We start from the raw sequence: 22,684 nt of genomic DNA on the forward strand, positions 1-22,684 counted from the left end.
TGCCTCCGATCATTCTTCCGGTTTCCAGGAACGCAGCAGCAGCGCGTTGCTCACCACGCTGACGCTGGACAGGGCCATCGCCGCGCCGGCTACCACCGGGCTGAGAAAGCCGAATGCGGCGAGTGGTATGCCCACCAGGTTGTAGATGAAGGCCCAGAACAGGTTCTGCTGGATCTTGCGGTAGGTGCGTCGGCTGATTTCCAGCGCCGCCGGCACCAGGCGTGGGTCGCCACGCATCAGGGTAATGCCGGCCGCATGCATGGCTACGTCGGTACCACCGCCCATGGCGATGCCGACATCTGCCGCAGCCAGCGCCGGTGCGTCGTTGATGCCGTCGCCAACCATGGCCACCACTGCGCCGCCCTTTTTCAGTTGCGCCACGGTGGCGGCCTTGTCCGCCGGCAGCACTTCGGCATGTACGTCGTCGATATGCAGCGCTTCGGCCACCACGCGGGCGCTGCCGCGGTTGTCGCCGGTGATCAGGTGGCTGCGGATGTGCCGCGCCGCCAGTGCGGCAATGGCCGCTGCGGCGCCGTCCTTGAGACTGTCGCCGAAAGCGAACAGGCCGAGAATGCGCGGCGCTGGCGTACGTTCCACCAGCCAGGAGAGGGTGCGGCCTTCGGCTTCCCAGCGCTGGGCGGTTTCCAGCAGCTCGCCCGGCTGCAGGCCGTACTCCGCAAGCATGCGCCGGTTGCCCAGCGCCAACTGCTGACCTTCCAGTGCTCCGGCGATGCCGCGGCCGCTCAGGGCTTGGCTCTTCTCGATATCTGGCGCTTCGATGCCCTCAGCTTCACAGCGCTCCAGCACCGCACGGGCCAGCGGGTGTTCGCTGCCGCGCTGCAGGGCACCGGCCAGGCGCAATATTCGAGAGTCGTCGCCGTCCACGGCATGCAAATGGATGATCTGCGGCTTGCCCGAGGTGAGCGTGCCGGTCTTGTCGAAGGCCACGGCCGTGACCGCATGGGCAACTTCCAGCGCCTCGGCGTCCTTGATCAGGATGCCGTGTCGCGCCGCCACGCCGGTTCCGGCCATGATCGCTGCCGGCGTGGCCAGGCCGAGGGCGCAGGGGCAGGCGATGACCAGCACGGCCACCGCGTTGATCAGCGCAACCTCGGCCGGCGCACCCGTGAGTAGCCAGCCGATCAGAGTGAACACGGCAATCACCAACACCGCCGGGACGAACACCTGGCTGACCTTATCCACCAGTTTCTGAATCGGCGCCTTGGCCGCCTGGGCGTCTTCCACCAGACGGATGATCCGCGCCAGCACGGTCTCGCCACCGAGCGCGGTGGTGCGCACCAGCAGGCGGCCCTCACCATTGATCGCGCCGCCGGTGATGCGATCACCCGGCGCCTTGTTCACCGGGAGGCTCTCACCGCTGATTAGCGCTTCGTCGGCCTGGCTTTCGCCCTCGATCACTTCGCCATCTACCGGAAAGCGCTCGCCGGGTTTGACCAGCACCAGGTCGTCCAGGCGCAGGGCGGCAATGGCGACATCTTCTTCGCGGCCGTCGATCACCCGGGCCGCGCGCTCCGGGCGCAAGGCTTCGAGTGCGCGGATCGCCGCGCTGGTCTGGCGTTTGGCACGGCTTTCCAGGTACTTGCCCAGCAGCACCAGGGCGATCACTACTGCCGAGGCCTCGAAATACAGGTGCGGCATCTGCCCGGCAGGCGTCGCCCACCACTGGTAGAGGCTCAGGCCGTAGCCGGCGCTGGTGCCGATGGCGACCAGCAGATCCATATTGCCGGAACCAGCGCGCACCGCCTTCCAGCCAGCCACGTAGAAGCGTGCGCCGAGGATGAACTGCACCGGCGTGGCGAGCAGAAACTGGATCCATGGCGGCAGCATCCAGTGCCCCCCGAACAGCTCGGCAAACATCGGCAACACCAAGGGTGCGGCCAGCAGCAGGCCGGCAATCACGGCCCAGCGTTCGCGCTGCAGGCGCCGTTCGGCATCCTCTTCCGGGCGCTGCTGGTCGCCGGCGCTGGCCTTGTAGCCGGCAGCCTCGACGGCCCGGATCAGCTCGGTGGGGTTCGGCGTACCGATCACTTCGACATGCGCACGCTCGCTGGCCAGATTCACCGCTGCGCTGCGCACGCCTGGCACCTTGAGCAAGGCGCGTTCGACCCGGCCGACGCAGCTGGCGCAGGTCATGCCTTCGATGTTCAGCTCGATGTTCTGCAGCGGTACGCCGTAGCCAGCTTTCTGCACGGCCGCGATCAGCGTCGCCATGCCAAGGTCCACGCCTTCAATGCGCACCTGTTCGTTGGCCAGGTTGACGTTGGCTGCGGCGACACCCGGCACCTTGAGCAGGGCGCGTTCGACGCGCCCGGCGCAACTGGCGCAGGTCATACCGCTGACTGGCAGCGTATGGGTGGCGCTGGACATGGCAGTGACTCCTCGGATTGCGATAGCTGCAGAATCGACCTTAACCCTATGGCAAGGTCAAGACCATGATCTGCGACAGCGGGTGCCTTGACCTTGCCCAGGTGGCAAGGTCGAGAATCAGTGCATTCACCAGCCGAGGAGAGAGACGATGCAAATATTCAACGTGAGCGGAATGACCTGCAGCCACTGCGAGCGCGCCGTAACCCAGGCCATTCAGGCGCTGGACCCGCAGGCGCAGGTGCAGGTGGATCTGGCGGCCGGAACGGTGCAGGTACAGAGCAGCGCCAGTGAGCAGGCGATTCGTGAGGCGATCAGCGAAGAGGGCTATCAGGTGAGCTGATCGCTCAACCGGCGAACTGGTCGGGATCGTCCGGCCAGTCGCGGACCAGGCCGCGGAACAACGGGTCGATCAAGGCCTTGGTGTCGACCTCTGGCGCGAACAGTTCGGTATCCCGCGTCCAGTCGGTGAACAGCCCCACCACCATTGCATGCAGCGACAGCGCGGCGAGTCGCGGCGTTACGCCTGGACGCAGGCAGGCCGAAGCCTTGCGCAGCAGGTTCTCGCACAGATCGATGAACTGATTGATGAACGCGTGATGGCGTTCTTCGGCTTCGCGCAGTTCATCGGTGAACTCACACTTGTGCAGCAGAATGGTGAAGATGCGGCGCTTCTGCTCGTTGCTAGCCAGGGTGCTGATGGCCTCGACCGTCAGGTTGCGCAGGGCGATCAATGCCTGCAGCGGTTGCTGCTGATCACAGCTGCACAGGCGCTCGGTCATCTGCTCCGGTGGCAGGCGAATCTGATTGAGCATCTCGTGGAACAGGTGCGCTTTGTTCTGAAAATGCCAGTACACCGCGCCGCGCGTCACTCCAGCGTCACGGGCGATCTGGTCGAGGCTGGTGTGGGCCACCCCCTTGTCCAGAAACAGGCGCTCGGCAGAGGCGAGGATGGCGATACGGGTTTTCTCGGCTTCTTCTTTGGTTCGGCGCATGGGCAGGTTCAGGCAGGTGACGGCTGCTTCGGGCGTCCAGCAGCGATGGAGGCGGCCAGTGTAACGGCGCATCTCGTCGTGATGCATGTTTACAATCGGCGGTGTATGTAACAGCATCTTGCACGCCGGTGCAAATGCCCGGGTGAGGTCGATGTCCAACAGCAGACCTCGGCACCTCTTTTTCCCCCTGTTTGCGAGCTTCTGATGTCTCTTCGGATTCTTCTCATACTGGGCGCGCTCAGCGCGTTCGGTCCTTTGGCCATCGACATGTATCTGCCAGCCTTCCCGATGCTGGCGGAATCCTTCGATACCAGCGTTGACCATGTGCAGCTTTCACTGGCGGCCTATTTCATCGGTCTGGCGATCGGCCAGCTGGTCTACGGGCCGCTGGCTGATCGCTACGGCCGGCGCGGGCCGCTGTTGATCGGCGTAGTGCTGTTCACCCTGGCGTCGTTGGCCAGTGCCTTTGCGCCTTCGATGGAGTGGCTGATCGGTGTGCGTTTCGTGCAGGCGCTTGGCGGCTGTGCGGGCATGGTGGTGGCGCGTGCCGTGGTGCGCGACCTGTGCGACCCGATGACCAGCGCCAAGGTGTTCTCGCAGCTGATGCTGGTCATGGGTCTGGCGCCGATCCTTGCACCGGTGGCGGGCGGCGCCTTGCTGGCCTCGTTCGGCTGGCCGTCGATATTCATCCTGCTGACGCTATTCAGTGCGATGTGCCTGGTGGCGGTCACTCTGTGGCTGCCGGAAACCTATCCGGCGGGGCTGCCGCGCCAGCCGATGTCTGGTGCGCTCGGCCAGTACGTCCGCCTGTTCCGCGATCGCTTCTTCATTGGCCACGTGCTGACCGGCGCGCTGTGCATGGCTGGAATGTTCGCCTACATCACCGGTTCGCCATTCGTCTTCATCGAGTTGTACGGCGTCAAGCCAGAGCACTTCGGCTGGCTGTTCGGCGTCAATGCAGCGGGCTTCATCCTCATGGCGCAGATCAACGTACGGCTGGTGCGTTTGCGCGGGCCGGAGTTCTGGGTGCGGCGTTGGGTGTGGTTCTTCTTTGGCAGTGCACTGGCGCTGCTGGCGGTTGCGGCCGCGCAGCCTGAGTCACTCTGGCCGTTGCTGATTCCGCTGTTCTGTTGCGTGTCCTGCCTCGGCTGCCTACTGCCGAATGCCACGGCTTGCGCCATGGCTGACCAGCGGGCCAATGCCGGCAGCGCCTCGGCCCTGCTCGGCAGTATGCAGTTCACCATAGCGGCCATTGCCGCATCCGCGGTGGGGGCGTTGCACAACGGCACGGCGGTGCCGTTGGCGGCGATCATCAGTCTGTGCGGCTTGCTGGCAACGATCGTGGCTTACACCACTGCGCGTGCCAGCACGGAGTGAGGTTCAGGCGCTGAGCGGCAGAGGATGCGGTGCCTGCAGGCGGCGACGTAGGGTCTCGACGAAGGCTCGCGCCTCGGCTTCGCTGCGAAAGGTGACACGCTGGCGATCCAGGCTTACCTGCCAGGCGCTGTCGGGATAGGGCGTCAAAGGGCGGACGAGAATGTTCATGGCGATCGCCTCGTGTGGTCGACGCGGCACAGTCTAGGCGCTGCCATGGCCCGCGGGATGGGGCCATGGTGTCGCAGTCGATCACGCGGCGACGGGCGGTCCTCAGTAGGCCAGGCGTGCGTCCAGGCTGTTCTGTGCCAGGCGGCGGGCCTGTTCCTCGGTCATCCCCAGGCTCTCGTGCAGCGCGATGAAATTCTCCGTCACGTAGCCGCCAAAGTAGGCAGGATCATCGGAATTCACCGTGACCTTCACGCCCTGTTCCAGCAGGTCGAGGATGTTGTGCTGGCGCATGTCGTCGAACACTTTGAGCTTGGTGTTGGATAGCGGGCAGACGGTCAGCGGAATCTGCTCCTCGATCAGCCGGGCGATCAGCTTTGGATCTTCGGCGGCACGCACGCCGTGGTCGATGCGGCTGACCTTGAGCAGATCCAGCGCCTGCCAGATGTATTCGGGCGGGCCTTCCTCGCCAGCGTGGGCAACGGCCAGCAAGCCCTCGGCGCGCGCCTTGTCGAACACCCGCTGGAATTTGCTTGGCGGGTGGCCCAGCTCGGAGCTGTCCAGGCCGACGGCGAAGAACGCGTTGCGATAGGGCAGCGCCTGGTCCAGGGTCTTGAAGGCTTCCTCTTCCGGGAGGTGACGCAGGAAGCTGAGGATCAGCCCGCTGCTGATGCCCAGCAGCTCACGGCCGTCGGCCAGCGCCGCGCTGATGCCGTTGAGCGCGGCCTCGAACGGTACGCCACGGTCGGTGTGGGTCTGCGGGTCGAAGAAGGGCTCGGTGTGCACCACGTTCTGCTCTTCGCACTTCTGCAGGTAGGCCCAGGTCAGGTCGTAGAAGTCCTGCTCGGTACGCAGCACGTCGGCACCGGCGTAATAAAGGTCGAGAAATTCCTGCAGGTTGCCAAAGTTGTAGGCGCTGCGCAGGGCTTCGACGTCGTTCCAAGGCAGGGCGATCTTGTTGCGCTCGGCGAGGCGGAACATCAGTTCGGGTTCCAACGAGCCCTCCAGGTGCAGGTGGAGTTCGGCCTTGGGCAGATTGTTGAGCCAGTCTTGCATCGCGAAGTTCTCGTCTTTCGGGTGTGCGGGCATTCTATCGACGGGGTGCAGCAACGGATATGCCAGCTGACCAGTTTGGCCGGCCTAGCAATGTTGCATGACAGTCGAATGACTGAAAGATTGCCAAATGGGCGGTTTGGCGATTAATTGATCAGCGGTCTGCAGCCCAGTTCTGGCGGGCGCTGGCGAGGTTGTTCCCAATGTTATCCACAAAGTTCTCCACTCAATTCGGGCATAACCTTTGAGTGGCAGAACGCGATTGATGGCAAAACGTCATTAGCCGACTGTTCAGTCTAAAAAACGCAGCAATTCAAGTGGTTAACGCACCTCGGTGGGGCGCCTAAGGCGAATTGATCAAAAAGTGTGCAGTTCTCTCCAGGGCCCGCGGCAGGTGCTTTCCAGGCGGCCATACAATTGTTATCCACAATTGCGTCCACAGTATTTGTGGGCAACGCAGGCTCTATTCCAGGGCTTTCAGCTGGCTGCGCCCGCGACTGATGTCAGCGAGCAATCTTTCCAGCGGTTTCAGCTGAGCGGCGGGAAGGGCAATCTCCAGAGTCGCGCCTTCAGCATCGAAATGCTCGGCCTCCAGCAACGCCTCGAACTCCGCCAGGCGAGCCTTGAACAAGGCCAGTTCGGCGAAGCGGCAATGGCAGCGGCAGCGCGAGCGGGAGATCAATTCGCGGCGCTCACCGGCCTGTAGGCACTTGGCCGTGCTGCCGCCATAGGCGCGGGCGAGGCCGCCGGTGCCGAGCTTGATACCGCCGAACCAGCGGATCACCACCACCGCGACCTGATCGAAGTCCTGCCCTTCGATGGCGGTGAGCATCGGTCGCCCCGCGGTGCCGCCCGGTTCGCCGTCATCACTGAAGCGGTACTGATTGCCAATCTTCCAGGCCCAGCAGTTGTGTGTCGCGCTAGGATCGCTGACGGATTGAATGAAAGCCTGCGCTTCTTCCGGGCTTTGCACGGGCGCAGCCTTGGCCAGAAAGCGGCTCTTGCTGATCACTTCCAGCAATTCGCACGGCGCGGAGAGGGTGAAGGGCATGGCAGATACGGTGTTGGTTTGCGGGCGGCCATTGTAGCGACGCAACGGCCGCTGCGCTGTGCCCGTGCGGCCGGGCCGTCCGGCGAATGGTATGAACTTCCCCGGATCGGTTGGCCCCTTATCTAGGTAGGTGCGGTTCGCGCACGGCTTCGTACGAGCCGGGTGAACCGCTTTGCTGGCCAACCAGATGGAGGACTTTCCATGCTCAATTCCAGTTACCAGTCATGCATCCAGGCCTGCTCCAACTGCGCGCTGGTCTGCGAGTCCTGTGCGGCGTCGTGCCTGCGCGAGGATGACGTGAAGATGATGGCGCGCTGCATCAAGCTTGATCGTGATTGCGCGGACATGTGCGCAGTTGCGGCGGCGCTGATGACTCGCGACAGCCCTTATGCGAAAGCCTTCTGCAAGCTCTGCGCACAGGTCTGTCGCGACTGCGCCGAGGAGTGCGGCAAGCACAAACACGACCATTGCCAGGCCTGCGCCCAAGCCTGTCGCAACTGCGCTGAAGAGTGCGAAAAAATGGCAGCCTGATCGGCCGCTGCCAGGGAGGGTCGCAGCGGCGGTTGCTGGCCCTCTGGCGTCAGGCCAGCCAGTCCAGCGTCAGGATCAGGCGACGCTCGGCAGTTGTCGCCTGCGGCGAGCGGTGAATGATGCCGGCGCCTTCGTTACCCAGCCATTTCTCCCCTTTGAACAAGGCCACGTCCCCAGCCCCGAGCTGCTCGATAGCGTTCGGGTCAGCCGGTTCGGCTGTCGGATCACCCAGGCGTCGACGCGACATCGCGCCCTCGCGTAGCCATTCGCTGCCCGCGCCGGCATAGGTGGTAATCAGCCGCAGCGGCACGTGGTCGACGTGAAAGCGCGGACACATTGGCTTGCCCAGCACCCGCAGGCGCAGGCCGATGCGACGCGCATCGACCAGGCAGGCGAATGCCCGCACCAGCCAGGCGACGTCCGCGACGAAACCGGCGTGGCCGGACAGGTCCCGATAAGCAGCGGCCAGGGTTGGTAGCTGCACCTCGTCCTCGCCGACTGGTTCGAGGGTCAGCGATTCCGTCAGCGGCTCGCCCAGGGCCAGCAGTGCCTCGGCAAAGCCGGCAATGTGCAGCGGCAGCTGGCGCTGCCATACCGCCAGGTTGATGCCGTCGTTCAGCGCTTCGCCAAGCACCGCCGGTGTCCCGCCAAGCAACTGTCGGGGTTGTGGTCGGATAGTTTGCTGCGCCAGCATCAGGCGACCTGCTCATGCCAGGGGCCGAACGGGTCGGGCAGGCGCAGCCAGCCATCGGTGCCAACCGCCCATTCGCTGTCGTTCAGCAAACAGGCATCCAGCTCCCTGCGTAGCTGTTCAAAATTGATGTTCTGCCCGATGAAGACCAGCTCCTGACGACAATCGCCGAACTCGCCACGGGATTTCGCCAGGATTGCCGTGCGACTTTCGCTGTCGCTCGGCCAGGCTGATTCAGGCGTGAAATGCCACCAGCGGCCGGCATAGTCGTAGCGCATCAGCCCGCCGGCCTGCGACCAGCTGCCTGCTTCCTCTGGCCGGGTGGCCAGCCAGAAAAAGCCTTTGGATCGCAGCAACCTGCCGTTGCTCCATTCACGGTTGAGGAAGTTATAGAAGCGCTGCGGATGGAATGGCCGGCGCGCCAGGTAGGCGGTCGAGGCGATGCCATATTCTTCGGTTTCCGGGACATGCTCGCCGCGCATTTCCTTGAGCCAGCCCGGCGCCTGGGCGGCGCGCTCGAAGTCGAAGCGGCCGGTATCGAGGATGCGCTCGAGCGGCACCTGGCCCATGCTCATCGGCAGGATCTCGGCGTGCGTGTTGAGGCGACCGAGGATGGCGGTCAGTTCTTCACGCTCGGCGGTGGAAATCAGGTCGATCTTGCTGATCAGGATGACGTCGGCGAATTCCACCTGCTCGATCAGCAACTCGGTGACCGAACGCTCGTCGTCCTCGCCGAGGCTCTCACCATGGCTGGCCAGGCTCTCGGCCTCCTGGAAATCGCGCAGGAAATTCACCCCGTCGACCACCGTGACCATGGTATCCAGCCGTGCCAGGTCGGCCAGGCTCTGGCCCTGCTCGTCGCGAAAGGTGAAGGTTTCGGCCACCGGCAGTGGCTCTGAAATGCCGGTGGACTCGATCAACAGGTAGTCGAAGCGACCCTCACGGGCAAGCTTGCCGACTTCCTCGAGCAGGTCCTCGCGCAGGGTGCAGCAGATGCAACCGTTGCTCATCTCGACCAGTTTTTCCTCGGCCCGATTGAGGCTGACACCGCGCTGCACCTCGTTGCCGTCGATGTTGATCTCGCTCATGTCATTAACGATCACCGCGACACGACGGCCTTCGCGATTCTTCAGGATGTGGTTGAGCAGGGTGCTCTTGCCGGCGCCGAGGAAGCCGGACAGAACGGTAACGGGGAGGCGATTCATGGCGGTCTCTCAGGCGGATCGTTGGTGTTTTTCGCGCTGTTCCTGGCGTTGTTTCGCCTCGATGGACAGCGTCGTGGTGGGGCGCAGCAACAACCGCGGCAGACCGATCGGCTCGCCGGTTTCGGCGCACCAGCCGTATTCGCCGCGGGCGATGGCATCCAGCGCGTCGTCGATCTTGTCCAGCAGCTTCTTCTCACGCTCCAGCACGCGCAGTTGCCACTGGCGCTGTTCTTCGGCGCTGCCGATATCCGCCGGATCGCTGCTCGGCTCGACTTCGCGCAAGGCGGTGAATTCTTCGGCGATGCGGCTTTGCAATTCCTGACGCTGGCGCAGCAGCAGGTCGCGGAAGAAGGCCTGCTGCTCGGCGCTCATATAGGCATCGGCGGGTTGCGCGAGGAGGTCGGATTCGGTCATGAGCGGGTGCCCGGCAAGGTTGATTAGTGAGTTATAACATAACATTTATGATCGATACGAGTACGTATCGGGTAGTGCCAGGTATTGCGCAAGGGACGGGTAGCTTTGATCGGGTTACGAGGATGTTGCGATAGCGGTCTTGTCGCAGGCATGGGACGAGTTGGCGCGCTGTGGTGGGCTGAGGCCCACCCTACGAGGGATGCGACGTGGAGCGCAGGCACAGAAGGCTTTGAGGTTTTGTAGGGTGGGCTTCAGCCCACCGCATTCACCACCGCGGATGCGCCCAAGCCCGCCCGATGGGAGCGCATTCGTTTGCTCAGCTGGTGCTTGAAAGGCCGTGGTAGTTGCGACCGAAGTACACCAGCGCATCGCTGCTGTCGCGGCGGTACACGGCGACGACTTCGCAGTAGAGGATGTCGTGGGTGCCGACGCTGGCGCTGTGGCTGATGCGGCAGTCGAACGACACTGTGGCGCCGTCGAGCAGAGGTGAGCCGGTCATGCCGGTGCTCCACTGCGCCGCGGCGAAGCGCTCGGCCATGGGTGTTTTGCCGCCGAACAGGTTGGACAAGTCCCGCTGTGCGCCGGCAAGGGTGTTCACGCATAGCTGTCCGTTGGCGGTGACGATCGGGTGCGCCGAGGCGGTCCGGTTCAGGCACACCAGCAGGGTCGGCGGTTCGTCGGTAACGCTGCACACCGCGGTGGCGGTGAAGCCGGCGCGCCCGCTGGGCCCGTCGGTGGTGATGATATTGACCGCCGCGGCCAGGCGCGCCATGGCGTCGCGGTAGTCCTCACGAATCACTGGAGCGCTGAATTGACTGGTGGTTTCGCATTGAGCCAGTTGCATGGTCGTTTCTCCATCAGGCAATAACGCAGGCCCGGTCGAAGGGCAGGCGTGGCAGGCGGTCGCGCAGCTTGCTGGCATCGCCGTAGCCGAGGTTGATCAGCAGATTCGATTTCCAACGGGTGCTGCCGAAGAAGGCCTCGTCCAGCGCTTTGCCGTCGAAGCCCGACATCGGTCCACAATCGAGTCCCAGGGCGCGGGCGGCGAGGATCAGGTAGCCGGCCTGCAGCGAGCTGTTGCGCAGTGCGTTCTCGGTGATCAGTGCCGGCTGCCCTGCGTACCAGCTGCGGGCGTCGGCGAAGGGAAACAGCTCCGCCAGGGTTTCCGGGAAGTCCTCGTCATAGGCGACGATCACCGTGACCGGTGCGGCCATGGTCTTGTCCAGATTGCCCTTGGACAGGCAGGGCGCGAGCTTTGCCTTTCCCTCCGGCGTGCGTACGAAGACAAAGCGTCCCGGGCAGCTGTTCACCGCGGTGGGGCCCAGGCGGACGTGCTCGTAGAGTTGTTCGAGCAGTGCGTCCGGCACCGGCTTGTCCAGCCAGGCGCTGTGGGTGCGCGCCTCGCTGAACAGCGTCGCGAGAGCATTCGAGTCGATAGGGGCGTGCATGGTCGGATTCCTCAGGCTGCTGCGACCTGGCCGCATTGCTCGGCAAGATGGTCCAGCAGGATCTGGTTGAAGGGGTCGCTGTCGCTGACGCTGGACGCGTGGCCGCCGTAGTTCAGCAGCGCCAGCTGGGCGTTGGGCATGACATCAGCCAGGTGCTGCGAGCGTTGCCAGGGCACCAGCATGTCGTCGCGATTGGCAATCAGCAGGGTCGGGGTGGTGATGCGCGGCAGCTCGGCTTCGATATCGAAGGCCTGCAGCGCTTCGATGCGCCGCACCAGATTCATCGTCGGCGGAAAGTGCGCCAGGGCATGGGCATCGTCGCGTGCCAGTCGCTCGCTGTTGGCAGCGATCCAGTCGGCCGGATAGAGGAACAGCGACTGCGCCTGCACGTAGGCCGCTGCGCCGCTGTCGTGCAATAGCTTTAGTCGCACCGCGAAACAACGCACGCTGTGCGGGTTGGGGCTGCCCCAGGCATTGATCGGCACCAGGCTCTGCAGCAGTTGCGGCCGCAGCAGGGCGATCTGCAACCCCACCAGCCCGCCGAGGGCGTGGCCGATGAAGTGGCAGCGGCGAATGCTCAGGGTATCCAGCAACTCCAGCAGTTCGACTGCCATGGACTCGATGGAATAGCCCGCCGGCAGGTTCGCCGGGCTCTTGTTGGTACCCAGCTGGTCGTAGACCAGCACCCGGTAATCCTGCGTCAGTGCCGCCAGCTGTGGCGTCCAGAAGGCACCGGCGCCGCCGAGGCCGGAGCTGAGCACCAGGGTCGGAGCATCCGGCTCCATGCGGCCATGAAGTTCGTAGTGCATGTCATACCTCCGCGAGGTCGAAGTGCAAGCCGCCGGCGCGCCGGACGGCCCGGCAGGCGCTATTGGCCGACGTGGGCGATGCTGGCGATCTCGATCAGCGCATCGGGCTTCACCAGCCCGCACTGGATGCAGTAACGCGCGGGTTTCTCGCCGGGGAAATACTCGGCGTACACCTCGTTGACCTTCGCGTAGTTGGCCCAGTCGGTGAGCATGATCATGTTGAAGGTGACGTCGTTCATGCTGCCGCCGGCAGCCTCGACGACGCCCTTGATGGTTTCCAGCACATGACGGGTCTGCGCGGCGGCGTCGCCGACGTGGACCACGTTGTTGTCCTTGTCGAACGGCAGTGTGCCGGAGACGTAGACCACGCCATCGGCCATGGAGCCTGGAACGTACGGGGCGAGCGGTTTGCCGGAGCCGGCGGGGATGATGGATTGCTTGGGCATATCGTTGATTCCTTGCAAGGCATTCAGGCGAACCCGGCGGGCGCCTCTGCGGGCACCGCGATCAGGTATGGGGATGAAATCAGCTGGCGACCGCCACGCTGGGTGCGGTCGCGAAGCTCTGACAGAAGGCGTCGACGCTGGACACCCAGCCGAAGAACGTCTCGATGTTGTACAGCGCGGCCTGCTGGGCGAATTCCGGCCCGGCCTGATGGGTGGCATCGGCCAGCACCACGCCGAAATACTCCAGGTGAAAGCCGTCGCGCAGGGTCGATTCCACGCACACGTTGGTGGCGATGCCGGTGAACACCAGGTTGCGGATGCCACGGGCACGCAGGGTGCTGTCCAGCTGCGAGTTGAAGAAACCGCTATAGCGCGGCTTGGGCACCAGGATGTCGCCGGGCTGCGGTGCCAGTTCATCCACCAGCGCGTAATCCCAACCGCCTTTGGCCAGCAGCGTGCCGGCCAGCTCCGGGCGTCTGCGCATGGTCTTCAGCGCATTGGATTTGTGCCAGTTGGGCGAGCCCGGTCCGCCGGCCTCGACGTACCCGCTGTCCCAGCCGTTCTGCAGAAAGATCACCTGCATGCCGGCGGCACGAGCTGCGCTCAGCGCCTGGCGAATTTTCTCGATCACCGGCTTGGTCGCCGACACATCGAAGCCCGCCAGGTCGAGATAGCCGCCACGGGTGGCGTAGGCGTTCTGCATGTCCACCACGATCAGCGCGGTTTCGCTCGCCTTCATCGCGAGCGGCTCGGGGCGTGCCGGTAGCTGCACAGGTTCGTCCGTGGCGCTCAGGCCGTAGCCGGAGATCTGTTCGACGGCGTTCATCAGGCCGATTCCTTCAGTGCGGTGACGTGCCGGCGGCTCTGCATCAGCGGCTGGATCTTCTGGCCGAAGGCTTCGACGCCCTCGAGGAAGTCATCGAACGTCAGCATCACGCCCTGCATGCCGGGCACCGTGGCGATCTCATCGAGCATCCTCGCCACGTTGGCGTAGGAACCCACCAGCGTGCCCATGTTGATGTTCACTGCCGAAGTCGGGTCGGCCATCTGCCGGATGTTGCTGTCGGCGCCCTTGTCGGCGGACCCCTGCTCGCCAAGCCAGGCGATGGCTTCCTGATCAGCGCCGGCCTTGTAGTGCTCCCACTTGGCGCGGGCGGCTTCGTCGGTCTCATCGGCGATCACCATGAACAGCACACAGGAGGTGACGTGGCGGCCGGTCTTTTCAGTGGCCTTGAGCAGCCGCTCGGTGGCCGGGGCGAAGGCGGTGGGGGTGTTCACGCCCTTGCCGAAGCAGAAGTTGTAATCGGCGTACTGCGCCGAGAAGGCCATGCCGGCATCGGATGAGCCCGCGCAGATGATCTTCATGTCTGCCTGGGGTTTTGGGCTGACGCGGCAGTCCTCCATCTGAAAGTGCTCGCCCTTGAAGTCGCTACGCCCGGTGGCCCAGAGGTCGCGCAGTACCTGGGCGTATTCGCCGAGATACTGGTAGCGCGTGCCGAAGAATTCGTCGCCCGGCCACATGCCCATCTGGCTGTATTCCGGCTTCTGCCAGCCGGTGACGAGGTTCACGCCGAAGCGCCCGCCTGAGATCGAGTCGATGGTCGAGGCCATGCGCGCGACGATGGCCGGCGGCAGAGTGAGCGTTGCGGCAGTCGCGAACAGCTGGATCTTGCTGGTGACCGCGGCCAGGCCCGCCATCAGCGTGAAGGATTCCAGGTTGTGCTCCCAGAACTCGGTCTTACCACCGAAGCCGCGCAGCTTGATCATCGACAGCGCGAAGTCGAAGCCGTAGCCCTCGGCCTTCTGCACGATGGCCTTGTTCAGTTCAAAGGTCGGCATGTACTGCGGCGCATTTTCGGAAATGAGCCAGCCGTTGTTGCCGATCGGAATGAAAACACCAACATCCATGGGTAGCACCTCTGTACGCAATGGCTAGAAAGCGCTGCCCGAACGTGACGGGCAGGGTCGAAGGTGCTTTAGCAGGATGCAGGCCAGAAATGCATTTGGCTTTGAAATCAATAAGATGAGTTAGTTAGTCAATATCAAGTGGACCAATTGGTCTGAATCGGAGCACCTGGTTTGTGCGCGGCGCACGAAGATCGTGCAACAGCGGCTGGCTGACTTCGTTGCTCGTGCGGCGCAGGCTCAGCGCGCTACAGTAGATGACTCGTTCGAACCCACCCGGTAATCCCGTGACAGACCAACCCCCCGTTCCCCCTCGCAAGCGTCTCACCGCCAGCAAGACACCTCGGCTCAAGGGCGCAGCTCGCGTACCGAGCGCCAGCGCCCAGGACCGTCGCCTGCGCATGATCGAAAGCAAGCGCGCCAGCATCCTCCAGGCCGCGCTCGACCTGTTCTCGCGCTTTGGCCTGCACGGCACCAGCCTCGATCAGGTGGCGACCCAGGCAGACGTCTCCAAGACCAACCTGCTGTACTACTTCGGCAACAAGGAAGAGCTGTACACCAACGTCCTGCGGCAGTTGCTGGAGGTCTGGTTACAGCCGCTGCAAGCATTCAGCGTCGAACAGGACCCAGTCGAGGCGATCAGCGAATACCTGCGGGTCAAGCTCGAACTCTCCCGCGACCATCCCGCCGAATCGCGGCTGTTCTGCATGGAGATCATGCAGGGCGCGCCGCTGTTGCTGGGGGAGTTGCAACAGCCGCTGCACGATCTGGTGGAAAACAAGGTCGCCGTCATCCAAGCCTGGATCGACGCCGGCAAGCTCGCTCCCATCGCGCCGCATCACCTGATCTTCTCGCTGTGGGCGACCACCCAGCACTACGCCGACTTCCGCGTGCAGGTCGAGGCGGTGGCTGGCAAGACGCTGGATGATCCCGCGTTCTTCGAGGAAACGCTGAAGAGCTTGCAGGCGCTGATACTCGATGGCGTCAGGCCACGCTGAGGCTTGGGCGGGTAGCGATAGCGCACGCTCCTCGCTTGCGCGATCGGCCGCTGCTGTCTGTACTGGCTGATCAACCCACACGCGGGCCGGAGTGCCTTGGGTGAGTCATCCTCCGGCCAGCGCACCCTGGAGCGAAACGATGAAACCGACATTCCAGCCCGGCCGAAACATCGCGATGAAGGTGCCCGCCCATGAGTACCAGCACACCGTCGCGTTCTACCGCGAAATGCTCGCACTGAAAGAACTCACCCCTGCTGGCGCTGAAGGCGAGCACACGCCGCGCTTCGATTTTGGCGACAAGGTGCTCTGGCTGGATTGCGTGCCGGGCATCAGCCAGGCGGAGATATGGTTGGAGGTCGTCACGGATGACCTGGAAGGTGCCGCCGCCCACCTTGAGGGACACGACTGCGCTCGGCGGGATGAAATCGAATCCCTGCCGGAAGGGTTCAGGGCTTTCTGGATCTCGAGTCCGGCCAATATCATCCATCTGGTTTCCGAACGAGCGATGCCCTGATCGCGCAATGAGCCTCGCTCATTCAAGCCACCTGCCGCTGCCGATAGCCCTGCGAAATCTGCACCAGTACCACCAGCGCAACGATCGGCAGTAACCCGATGTTCACTGCCGCCCAGCCTGCCTGGGCAATCAGCGCGCCGGAGGCGAACGACATCACTGCCGCGACGCTGCCGTTGCTCAGCTCCATCAAGCCCTGCGCCCGGGCGCGTTCGTCTGGCGCATGGCCCTGCCCCAGCTGCGTCGAGCCGGCGACGAGCATGAGGTTCCAGCCGATACCGAGTAGGCAGCTGCTGACCATGAAGTGCCAGTGGCTGACGCCAAGCAGGGCGACGACTGCGCTTGCGATCAGCAGGCCACCGCCCACGCAGGCCACCATGCGGCTGCCCAGCCGGTCTACCAACGGCCCGGCGATGAAGGCCGGCAGGAACATTCCGAGCATGTGCCACTGGATCACCTGGCCGCTGGCCTGTAGATCCATCCCCTCGCCATGCATCGCCAGAGGCGTTGCGTTCATCACCAGAATCATCAACCCGTGACCGGCGGCGGTGGTCAGCACCGCGGCCCTGATGGTCGGCCGAGAAAGCAGTTCGCGCCACGACACCCGCGACGGTGCGCTCGGTGATGCGCTTGCCGTGCCAGTCGTGCTGAGGCCGGAAAGTACCGCTACACCCACTGCCGCCAGCGCAGCGATCAGCAGATAGGCGCCAGCGAAGGGTGTATCGATCAGTCCGCGAGCGGTATTGCCGAGCGAAGGGGCGACCAGCGCGGCGATCACGCCGCCGCCGATCACACACGCCGTGGCGCGGCCCTTGAAGGTTTCGCTAACGGCCTCCATCGCCGCAAAGCGGTAGTACATGGCCGATGCCTGATAACCGCCGATCAACAGCGAGCCGAGGCAGAGCAGGATGAAACTGTCGAGCCGCAGCGATAGCGCGCTTATCAGCCCGCCAAGCACACCGGCCAGCGCGCCGAACAGAAAGCCAACTTTGCGTCCATGGCGCTGCATGAGCCAGGCGATCGGCTGCAGTGCGAGCAGGCCGCCAAGCATCAGCACCGCGAGCGGCAACGATGCCAGGCTCGGGAAGGGCGCCAAGCGCAGGCCGACGATTGAAGTGAGGATGATGCCGGTCATCGAACAGGACCAGAACAGCGCCTGAGCCATGAACAAGCGAAACACCTGGGGGTTGCGGAAAAGTAGATGCATGAAGATCGCCTCGCGACGCTGGAAAACAGGCACAGCCGTGCCCGGCGATGTGCCAAGGGCCTGCTGTGAGCGAAAGGTGTGGCGCGTCGGGCTCAGCCGAAGCGCTGTGAGAAGTCCCGTGGGCTTACCGACAAGTGTTTCTGGAAGCTGCGCCGCAGGTTTTCCGGATGCCCGAAACCGGTCAGCCGCGCCACCGTTGTGATCGAGGCTTCGGCGCTCAGCAGCAAGCTGCGCGCGGCTTCCAGACGCAGCCGCTCGATATAGCGCCCCGGCCCCATGCCGACTTCCTGATTGAACAGCCGGCACAAGGTGCGTGGCGTCATGTGCGCCTGCTCGGCCAGGGCTTCGATGGAGAGATCGTCACCCAGATGACCTGGCAGCCACTCAAGTAGCGTGGTCAGGCGGCCCACTGCGCTGTTGGGCGCTGCGAGCATCGGGCTGAACTGCGTCTGCCCGCCGGGCCTGCGCAAAAACATCACCAGCCGCTGGGCGACCGAGAGTGCCAGCGCACGCCCAAGATCCGCCTCGACCAGGGCCAGCGCCAGATCAATGCCCGCCGTGACGCCAGCCGAGCTGAACAGATGCGCCGCCGCAGAATCAGCCGGGTCAAAGGTATGCAGACTGTCGCCATGCACCTCTACGGCGGCGTACTCGCCAAGGGCTTCGAGGTCTGCCCAGTGGGTGGTCGCCTTGCGCCCGTCGAACAGCCCGGCTTCGGCGAGGATCAATGCGCCGGAACACACCGACCCCAGCCGCCGCACCCGTTGCTCGGCGGCTCTAAGCCAAGCCAGCAGCGGCCCGTTGTGCATCTGCGCCGTGACGCCAAGGCCACCCGGAACCAGCAGGGTATCCAACGATCCAGGATCGATCTCGGGCCAGGCTGCATCGGCGACCAACTTGAACCCCGCCGAAGTGGCAACGGTGCCTCGCGCCTCACCAAGCAGAAGAAGCTCGTAAGCAGCCGGCCAACCCTGCCGCTGCCGCTCCACATTGGCCGAGGCAAATACCTGCAGCGGACCGGTGACGTCCAGGCTCATGACATCTGGATAAACAAGGCAAGCGATGGTGCGAATGGCGTCCATGGGTGCACCTCTGCGGGAAGATGCATGCAGTGTGCGGCGGCCCAGGTGTTGTCACAATGACAAGGCTCCCACGGATCTTGCCAATGCTGCAGACGCCATTCTTACTGGTTCATTCGCAGCCATCGCATGAGATCCCCTGGAACGGGGTTCCGGCGCCGATGTTCTCGTATGCGGATCTATATATTGACATTTATAGATATGAGGCCGAGGATCATCCACTCGGCAGTGACGGTATTACCGGACTGCACAGCCCTCACGGGGCGGTACTCACATTGTGGTGAGGTAGCCTCGGTCTTTAATATCTATAAATCACGATATCGAAATATTACGTTGTGAATCATAAAGCACTATTTACACGTGGCTCACTTGGCTCCTTCGCGCTACGTAACCGCATCGTGCTGCCACCGCTGACACGCTCGCGCAGTTCGCAGCCAGGCAATATTCCGAACGCCGTAATGGCGACCTACTACCAGCAACGAGCCAGTGCAGGCTTCATGGTGACGGAAGGCATCCAGATCGAGCCGAGAGGGCAGGGGTATGCCTGGACGCCCGGGATTCACAGCCCGGAGCAGGTCGAAGGCTGGAAGGCCGTTACCCAGGCGGTGCATGACGAGGGCGGCGTGATTTTCGCCCAGCTGTGGCATGTCGGCCGTGTCTCGCACACCTCGCTGCAACCCGGTGGTGCGCAACCCGTTGCGCCGTCCGCCATTCCGGCGACCAACGTCAAAGTCTTTATCGAGACGGCGCCCGGCGAGGGTGCGCTGGTCGAGCCATCAATGCCGAGGGCGCTGTCCAATGCTGAAGTCAAAGAGCTGGTGCAGCTCTATGCCCAGGCCGCGCGCAATGCGATGGAAGCAGGCTTCGATGGCATCGAAATTCACTGCGCCAATGGCTATCTGGTCAACCAGTTCATCTCCGCTCACACCAACAGCAGGACCGACGAATACGGCGGCTCGTTGCAGAACCGGCTGCGTTTTCTGCGCGAAGCGGTCCAGGCGATAGCCGACGTCATAGGTGCCGAGCGCGTGGGGGTTCGCTTTGCGCCGCTGTTTGCCAGCACGGACGAGGAGCGCGTCTACCTCGGCCTGGTGGAGCAAGACCCGCATGAGACCTACATCGAAGCGGTGAAGATTCTGCAAACCATCGGCGTCGCGTACGTATCACTGGCCGAGGCTGACTGGGACACCGCGCCCGAACTGCCCATCAGCTTCAGAGAGGCCGTTCGTGCGGCGTTCAGCGGTACGATCATCTACGCAGGCAAGTACACCCCGGAGCGGGCCACCGCGGCGATCGAAGCCGGTTGGGCGGACCTGATCGCCTTCGGCCGTCCGTTCATTGCCAACCCGGACCTGCCGGCCCGTATTGCCCATGGCTGGCCAATGAATCCGTTGGATGCCAGCGCCATGTACGGCGGCACCGAAAAGGGGTACATCGACTACCCGACGTACGCGCACTGAGTCGGCATGCGTGCGCTCCCGTGGAGTGCGCGCAGCCAGCACCGACAAAGTATCGTAAGATCGCGAAAACCCATTACCTGCCGCGGGATATGAGCATAGACATCAGTGAAGCGCTGAAGGCCCTGGATAACCCCACACGCCTGGCCATCCTTACCCTGCTGAAGGACCCGAAGACCAACTTCCCCGAGCAGGAAGCCGATCCCGAACAGCTGGGTGTGTGCGTCAGCATCATCCAGGAGCGTGTGGGGTTATCGCAGTCCACCGTCTCGAATTACCTGGCGGCGCTGCAGCGCGCGCAGTTGGTGACATCGCAGCGTATCGGTCCCTGGACCTACTACAAGCGAAACGAAGAGAAGGTCGCCCAGTTGCTCGAAGCGCTCAGCAAAGCCATCTGAGCGGGCTAGCAGAGCCTTGAGCGTTTCCCGTTCAGGGCCACCCCGGCCGATCCCTTCCCGCAGGTGGTGACACGCTGGCTCGGCAGGGCTTGCGGCCGTTATCGCCTTATCCTGCTCGCCCGATATTGCCCCGGCGTCATCCCAACTACCGTCTTGAAGTCATGGATGAAGTGCGCCTGATCGCTGTATCCGCAAGACAGGGCGGTGTCCAGCAGGGCGCCTCCCTGTTGCAGCTGCTGGCGTACTAAAGCGACACGTTGGATGCGGCTGAATTGCTTGGGACTTAGGCCGACCTGGTAGCGGAACAGGCGCTCCAGCTGGCGCTGGCCGAGTGGCACCGCTTGCAGCAGGTCAGCTAGGCGCTCCCTACCTTGGGTCGCCGTAATCTGCGCGAGCAGCTGCTGTACCGGCGAGCGGCGCTCCTGTGTCGCCTGCAAGCGTCTCAACAGCTCGCGCTCGACCAGCGCCTGCTGCGCGGCATGGCCCAGTTCGCTCAGTTGATCGGCCATCGTGGTCAGCCCCGGCTGCGGCCAGTCGGCACCGTGAAAGCCCGCCAGTTCATCGAGACCTATGCCGAGGAAAATCGCCCCCACGCCGGGCCGAAAACGCACGCCCATCAGCTTTACCTGGCCGCCCAGTTGCAACCTCGAACTGGCAAGCTGCGGCCCGGCGATCAGTGCGCGCGGGCCGTGCAGCTTTCCATCGAATGCCAGCGGATCGGCGAAGTTGAAAATCACCCCGCTGGCGCCGTCCGGATGCAGCAGCTGCTCGTCGTACACGGTGGCGGCGCCGCCCTCCAGCCACCAGAAATGCTGCACATAGGCTGCTAGCACCGGGGACGGAGGGCGAGCCATGAAGCCATCGATGCGTGGTAGACGTTCATGCAGGGCGGACATGGCGGGCGGCTTTCGCAGATGTCGAAAATCTACAATAGCCCAGCTCGGTGGCTGCGTAGCCTTGGCTTCACATTCAAACCGAGGAGTGACCACCATGCGCATGAACTACCAAGCCGCCGCCCCCGACGTGACGACCGCAATGATTGGTCTGGAAACCTACCTGGCGCGCCAGAGCCGCGGCGAGGATGGCGTCGACAAACCGCTCATGGAACTAGTGAAGATCCGCGTATCGCAGATCAACCGGTGCGCCTACTGCCTTGATATGCACACCAAGGATGCCCGTGCCCGGGGCGAAACCGAACAGCGCATCTATGCCCTCAGCGCCTGGCGCGAAACGCCGTTCTTCACGGGTCGCGAGCGCGCTGCGCTGGCCTGGGCCGAGGCCAATACGCTGCTACCGCAGGGCGTTTCACAGGCGCTGTTCGACGAGGTACGCGAGTACTTTTCAGAGGCCCAGCTCACCAACCTGACCCTGGCCGTCGCCACCATCAACGCTTGGAACCGTTTCGGGGTGTCCTTCGCGCCAGTGCCGGGCAGTTATCAGCCGCAGTGACAAGCTCGCCAAGCCGCCCGGCCTGATAGGTAAGCGGCCTGGCGTCAAAGGCAGGAATACTCGCCAGCGCCCCTGGAGACTTAAGGCAAGAGTTCCTGATTGCCCATGGCGCAAAAGCTCTGCGCCTGCTTGCCGACTGGCAGCGCACGCAGTTGCGTCATGCATTGGGCTTGGCTGGGCGTGCGAATCACGCTGAGCCTGGCGGCGTCATCGACGTATATCAGGTAGGGCTTGTTGTACCGCGGGCCGTCGTGCCAGCTGCTGAAGCGCTGCTCGCTGTAGCCACAGTGATAGCGCACATGGCCGGAGAAGCCCTTGAAGCGGTCGCGGCGAAAGATGTGCCGGTACAGGAGCCAGTCACGCTTGCTCTGACCGTCGCGCACCGCGTCGAGGCAGCCCTGCAGCTCGGTGATATGCGCCTCGTGAAGGAACACACTTTGCGCCAGGCTGGAGCCGTCCAGCTGCACCGTCGCTATCAGATAGACTCGCTGCTCCGCTGCCTGTGTCGATAACGCCAGGGACAAGCCCAGCGCCAACATCCCTGTTCTGATCAATCCTCGATGCTCCGATGCCGTTCAGTGGGGCCGCACCCTAGCGGATCGTCGCGTCGGGAAACAAGCCTCTATGCAGGGAGGGCGAGGCATCACCGGCATGAGTCACCGCGCTTCAGTCAGCTGCCTGGATCGCTCTATGGCAATCACGCCCAGGCGTCTGGCTCCCGCTCGTAAAGCTCCAGCGGCAGCTCGTCAGGATCGGCAAAAAAAGTGAAACGGCGTCCGGTGTACTCATCCGTGCGAATCGGCTCAACCGCGATGCCCTTTGCCTCCAGCGCGGTCTTGCATGCAGCGACGTCATCCACGGCAAACGCCAGATGCCGCAAGCCTTGCGCCTCTGGGCGCGAGGGGCGAGGCGGGGCGTCGGGAAAGGAGAACAGCTCGATCTGCCCGCCATCCGGCAACGCCAGGTCGAGCTTGTAGGACTGCCGCGACGCCCGGTAATGCTCGCCGACCCCCCTGAGGCCTAACACCTCGGTATAGAAGCGCTTAGAGACGGCATAGTCAGAGCAGATGATTGCGGCGTGGTGGATCGAGCGGAGCATGAAAAGGTCCT

27 protein-coding genes are annotated in these 22,684 nt (G+C 63.7%); 8 read left to right on the forward strand and 19 right to left on the reverse strand.

Annotated features, from left to right (window positions below; all coding sequences use genetic code 11):
* Window positions 1–9 precede the first annotated feature (9 nt).
* Window positions 10–2,388 carry a heavy metal translocating P-type ATPase gene (locus SM130_RS03230; RefSeq protein WP_102824388.1) on the reverse strand — a complete coding sequence of 793 codons (2,379 nt, stop codon included), beginning with the start codon at window positions 2,386–2,388 and terminating at the stop codon, window positions 10–12.
* A 148-nt stretch (window positions 2,389–2,536) separates the two neighbouring features.
* On the opposite strand from SM130_RS03230, the gene SM130_RS03235 reads away from it, so the two are divergent.
* Complete coding sequence (locus tag SM130_RS03235; RefSeq protein ID WP_102824389.1) at window positions 2,537–2,728, forward strand: heavy-metal-associated domain-containing protein; 192 nt, start codon at window positions 2,537–2,539, stop codon at window positions 2,726–2,728.
* Window positions 2,729–2,732: 4 nt separating this feature from the next.
* Here the strand turns inward: SM130_RS03235 and SM130_RS03240 are convergent, their stop codons facing one another.
* On the reverse strand, window positions 2,733–3,380 hold the full coding sequence (locus tag SM130_RS03240) for a TetR family transcriptional regulator (protein ID WP_102824633.1): 648 nt from the start codon (window positions 3,378–3,380) through the stop codon (window positions 2,733–2,735).
* Between the two features lie 204 nt (window positions 3,381–3,584).
* Here SM130_RS03240 and SM130_RS03245 point away from each other — a divergent pair, with 204 nt between their 5' ends.
* Entirely contained in the window at window positions 3,585–4,757 is a 1,173-nt protein-coding gene (locus SM130_RS03245) for a Bcr/CflA family multidrug efflux MFS transporter (protein WP_102824390.1), read from the forward strand.
* 3 nt (window positions 4,758–4,760) lie between these two features.
* On the opposite strand, the gene SM130_RS03250 is transcribed toward SM130_RS03245, so the two are convergent.
* From SM130_RS03250 to SM130_RS03260, 3 genes are all read right to left on the reverse strand, one after another.
* Entirely contained in the window at window positions 4,761–4,925 is a 165-nt protein-coding gene (locus SM130_RS03250; protein WP_181019230.1) for a hypothetical protein, read from the reverse strand.
* Between the two features lie 102 nt (window positions 4,926–5,027).
* Window positions 5,028–5,978, reverse strand: coding sequence for an adenosine deaminase (locus tag SM130_RS03255; protein WP_102824391.1), 951 nt, complete (start codon window positions 5,976–5,978; stop codon window positions 5,028–5,030).
* Window positions 5,979–6,438: 460 nt separating this feature from the next.
* The gene (locus tag SM130_RS03260; protein ID WP_102824634.1) at window positions 6,439–7,026 is read right to left on the reverse strand and encodes an IMPACT family protein; all 588 of its coding nucleotides are present in this window, start codon (window positions 7,024–7,026) and stop codon (window positions 6,439–6,441) included.
* Window positions 7,027–7,227: 201 nt separating this feature from the next.
* Here SM130_RS03260 and SM130_RS03265 point away from each other — a divergent pair, with 201 nt between their 5' ends.
* Window positions 7,228–7,557 carry a four-helix bundle copper-binding protein gene (locus SM130_RS03265; RefSeq protein ID WP_102824392.1) on the forward strand — a complete coding sequence of 110 codons (330 nt, stop codon included), beginning with the start codon at window positions 7,228–7,230 and terminating at the stop codon, window positions 7,555–7,557.
* A gap of 49 nt (window positions 7,558–7,606) precedes the next feature.
* On the opposite strand, the gene SM130_RS03270 is transcribed toward SM130_RS03265, so the two are convergent.
* The 9 genes from SM130_RS03270 to rutA form a co-directional block, all read right to left on the reverse strand.
* Entirely contained in the window at window positions 7,607–8,251 is a 645-nt protein-coding gene (locus SM130_RS03270) for a DUF1826 domain-containing protein (RefSeq protein ID WP_102824393.1), read from the reverse strand.
* On the reverse strand, window positions 8,251–9,453 hold the full coding sequence (gene zigA / locus SM130_RS03275) for a zinc metallochaperone GTPase ZigA (protein ID WP_102824394.1): 1,203 nt from the start codon (window positions 9,451–9,453) through the stop codon (window positions 8,251–8,253). The genes SM130_RS03270 and zigA overlap by 1 nt, the downstream gene beginning before the upstream one ends.
* Window positions 9,454–9,462: 9 nt before the next feature.
* Window positions 9,463–9,867 carry an RNA polymerase-binding protein DksA gene (gene dksA, locus SM130_RS03280; RefSeq protein ID WP_102824395.1) on the reverse strand — a complete coding sequence of 135 codons (405 nt, stop codon included), beginning with the start codon at window positions 9,865–9,867 and terminating at the stop codon, window positions 9,463–9,465.
* Between the two features lie 316 nt (window positions 9,868–10,183).
* Window positions 10,184–10,711, reverse strand: coding sequence for an NADH-dependent FMN reductase RutF (gene rutF, locus SM130_RS03285; RefSeq protein WP_102824396.1), 528 nt, complete (start codon window positions 10,709–10,711; stop codon window positions 10,184–10,186).
* Between the two features lie 13 nt (window positions 10,712–10,724).
* Window positions 10,725–11,315, reverse strand: coding sequence for a malonic semialdehyde reductase (locus SM130_RS03290; RefSeq protein ID WP_102824397.1), 591 nt, complete (start codon window positions 11,313–11,315; stop codon window positions 10,725–10,727).
* 11 nt (window positions 11,316–11,326) lie between these two features.
* Window positions 11,327–12,124, reverse strand: a complete 798-nt coding sequence (gene rutD / locus SM130_RS03295; RefSeq protein WP_102824398.1) for a pyrimidine utilization protein D — start codon at window positions 12,122–12,124, stop codon at window positions 11,327–11,329.
* A gap of 59 nt (window positions 12,125–12,183) precedes the next feature.
* Window positions 12,184–12,570, reverse strand: coding sequence for a pyrimidine utilization protein C (rutC, locus tag SM130_RS03300; RefSeq protein ID WP_102824399.1), 387 nt, complete (start codon window positions 12,568–12,570; stop codon window positions 12,184–12,186).
* Between the two features lie 79 nt (window positions 12,571–12,649).
* Window positions 12,650–13,396, reverse strand: a complete 747-nt coding sequence (gene rutB, locus SM130_RS03305) for a pyrimidine utilization protein B (RefSeq protein ID WP_102824400.1) — start codon at window positions 13,394–13,396, stop codon at window positions 12,650–12,652.
* A complete protein-coding gene (gene rutA / locus SM130_RS03310; RefSeq protein WP_102824401.1) occupies window positions 13,396–14,478 on the reverse strand; it encodes a pyrimidine utilization protein A in 1,083 nt (360 codons plus the stop codon). The genes rutB and rutA overlap by 1 nt, the downstream gene beginning before the upstream one ends.
* Window positions 14,479–14,762: 284 nt before the next feature.
* Here rutA and rutR point away from each other — a divergent pair, with 284 nt between their 5' ends.
* A complete protein-coding gene (rutR, locus tag SM130_RS03315) occupies window positions 14,763–15,473 on the forward strand; it encodes an HTH-type transcriptional regulator RutR (RefSeq protein WP_102824402.1) in 711 nt (236 codons plus the stop codon).
* A gap of 139 nt (window positions 15,474–15,612) precedes the next feature.
* Window positions 15,613–15,987 (forward strand): VOC family protein, encoded by a 375-nt coding sequence (locus SM130_RS03320; protein ID WP_102824403.1) that lies wholly within the window; start codon window positions 15,613–15,615, stop codon window positions 15,985–15,987.
* Window positions 15,988–16,009: 22 nt separating this feature from the next.
* On the opposite strand, the gene SM130_RS03325 is transcribed toward SM130_RS03320, so the two are convergent.
* Entirely contained in the window at window positions 16,010–17,191 is a 1,182-nt protein-coding gene (locus SM130_RS03325) for an MFS transporter (RefSeq protein ID WP_102824404.1), read from the reverse strand.
* A gap of 92 nt (window positions 17,192–17,283) precedes the next feature.
* Window positions 17,284–18,273, reverse strand: a complete 990-nt coding sequence (locus SM130_RS03330; RefSeq protein ID WP_102824405.1) for a GlxA family transcriptional regulator — start codon at window positions 18,271–18,273, stop codon at window positions 17,284–17,286.
* A gap of 332 nt (window positions 18,274–18,605) precedes the next feature.
* Here SM130_RS03330 and SM130_RS03335 point away from each other — a divergent pair, with 332 nt between their 5' ends.
* Window positions 18,606–19,730, forward strand: a complete 1,125-nt coding sequence (locus SM130_RS03335) for an alkene reductase (RefSeq protein ID WP_102824407.1) — start codon at window positions 18,606–18,608, stop codon at window positions 19,728–19,730.
* 89 nt (window positions 19,731–19,819) lie between these two features.
* Window positions 19,820–20,125, forward strand: a complete 306-nt coding sequence (locus SM130_RS03340; RefSeq protein WP_102824408.1) for an ArsR/SmtB family transcription factor — start codon at window positions 19,820–19,822, stop codon at window positions 20,123–20,125.
* A 98-nt stretch (window positions 20,126–20,223) separates the two neighbouring features.
* Here SM130_RS03340 and SM130_RS03345 read toward each other — a convergent pair whose 3' ends face one another.
* Window positions 20,224–21,021: a helix-turn-helix transcriptional regulator gene (locus SM130_RS03345; RefSeq protein WP_102824409.1), complete on the reverse strand. Its 798-nt coding sequence runs from the start codon at window positions 21,019–21,021 to the stop codon at window positions 20,224–20,226.
* Window positions 21,022–21,115: 94 nt separating this feature from the next.
* On the opposite strand from SM130_RS03345, the gene SM130_RS03350 reads away from it, so the two are divergent.
* Window positions 21,116–21,574: a carboxymuconolactone decarboxylase family protein gene (locus SM130_RS03350; protein WP_102824410.1), complete on the forward strand. Its 459-nt coding sequence runs from the start codon at window positions 21,116–21,118 to the stop codon at window positions 21,572–21,574.
* Between the two features lie 80 nt (window positions 21,575–21,654).
* Here SM130_RS03350 and SM130_RS03355 read toward each other — a convergent pair whose 3' ends face one another.
* Complete coding sequence (locus SM130_RS03355) at window positions 21,655–22,113, reverse strand: hypothetical protein (RefSeq protein ID WP_102824411.1); 459 nt, start codon at window positions 22,111–22,113, stop codon at window positions 21,655–21,657.
* A 158-nt stretch (window positions 22,114–22,271) separates the two neighbouring features.
* Window positions 22,272–22,673: an SMU1112c/YaeR family gloxylase I-like metalloprotein gene (gene gloA2, locus SM130_RS03360; RefSeq protein ID WP_102824412.1), complete on the reverse strand. Its 402-nt coding sequence runs from the start codon at window positions 22,671–22,673 to the stop codon at window positions 22,272–22,274.
* Between the last annotated feature and the right edge of the window lie 11 nt (window positions 22,674–22,684).

Origin of the sequence: Stutzerimonas stutzeri, assembly GCF_038561965.1 — a bacterium.
GTDB classification, from domain to species: domain Bacteria; phylum Pseudomonadota; class Gammaproteobacteria; order Pseudomonadales; family Pseudomonadaceae; genus Stutzerimonas; species Stutzerimonas stutzeri_AA.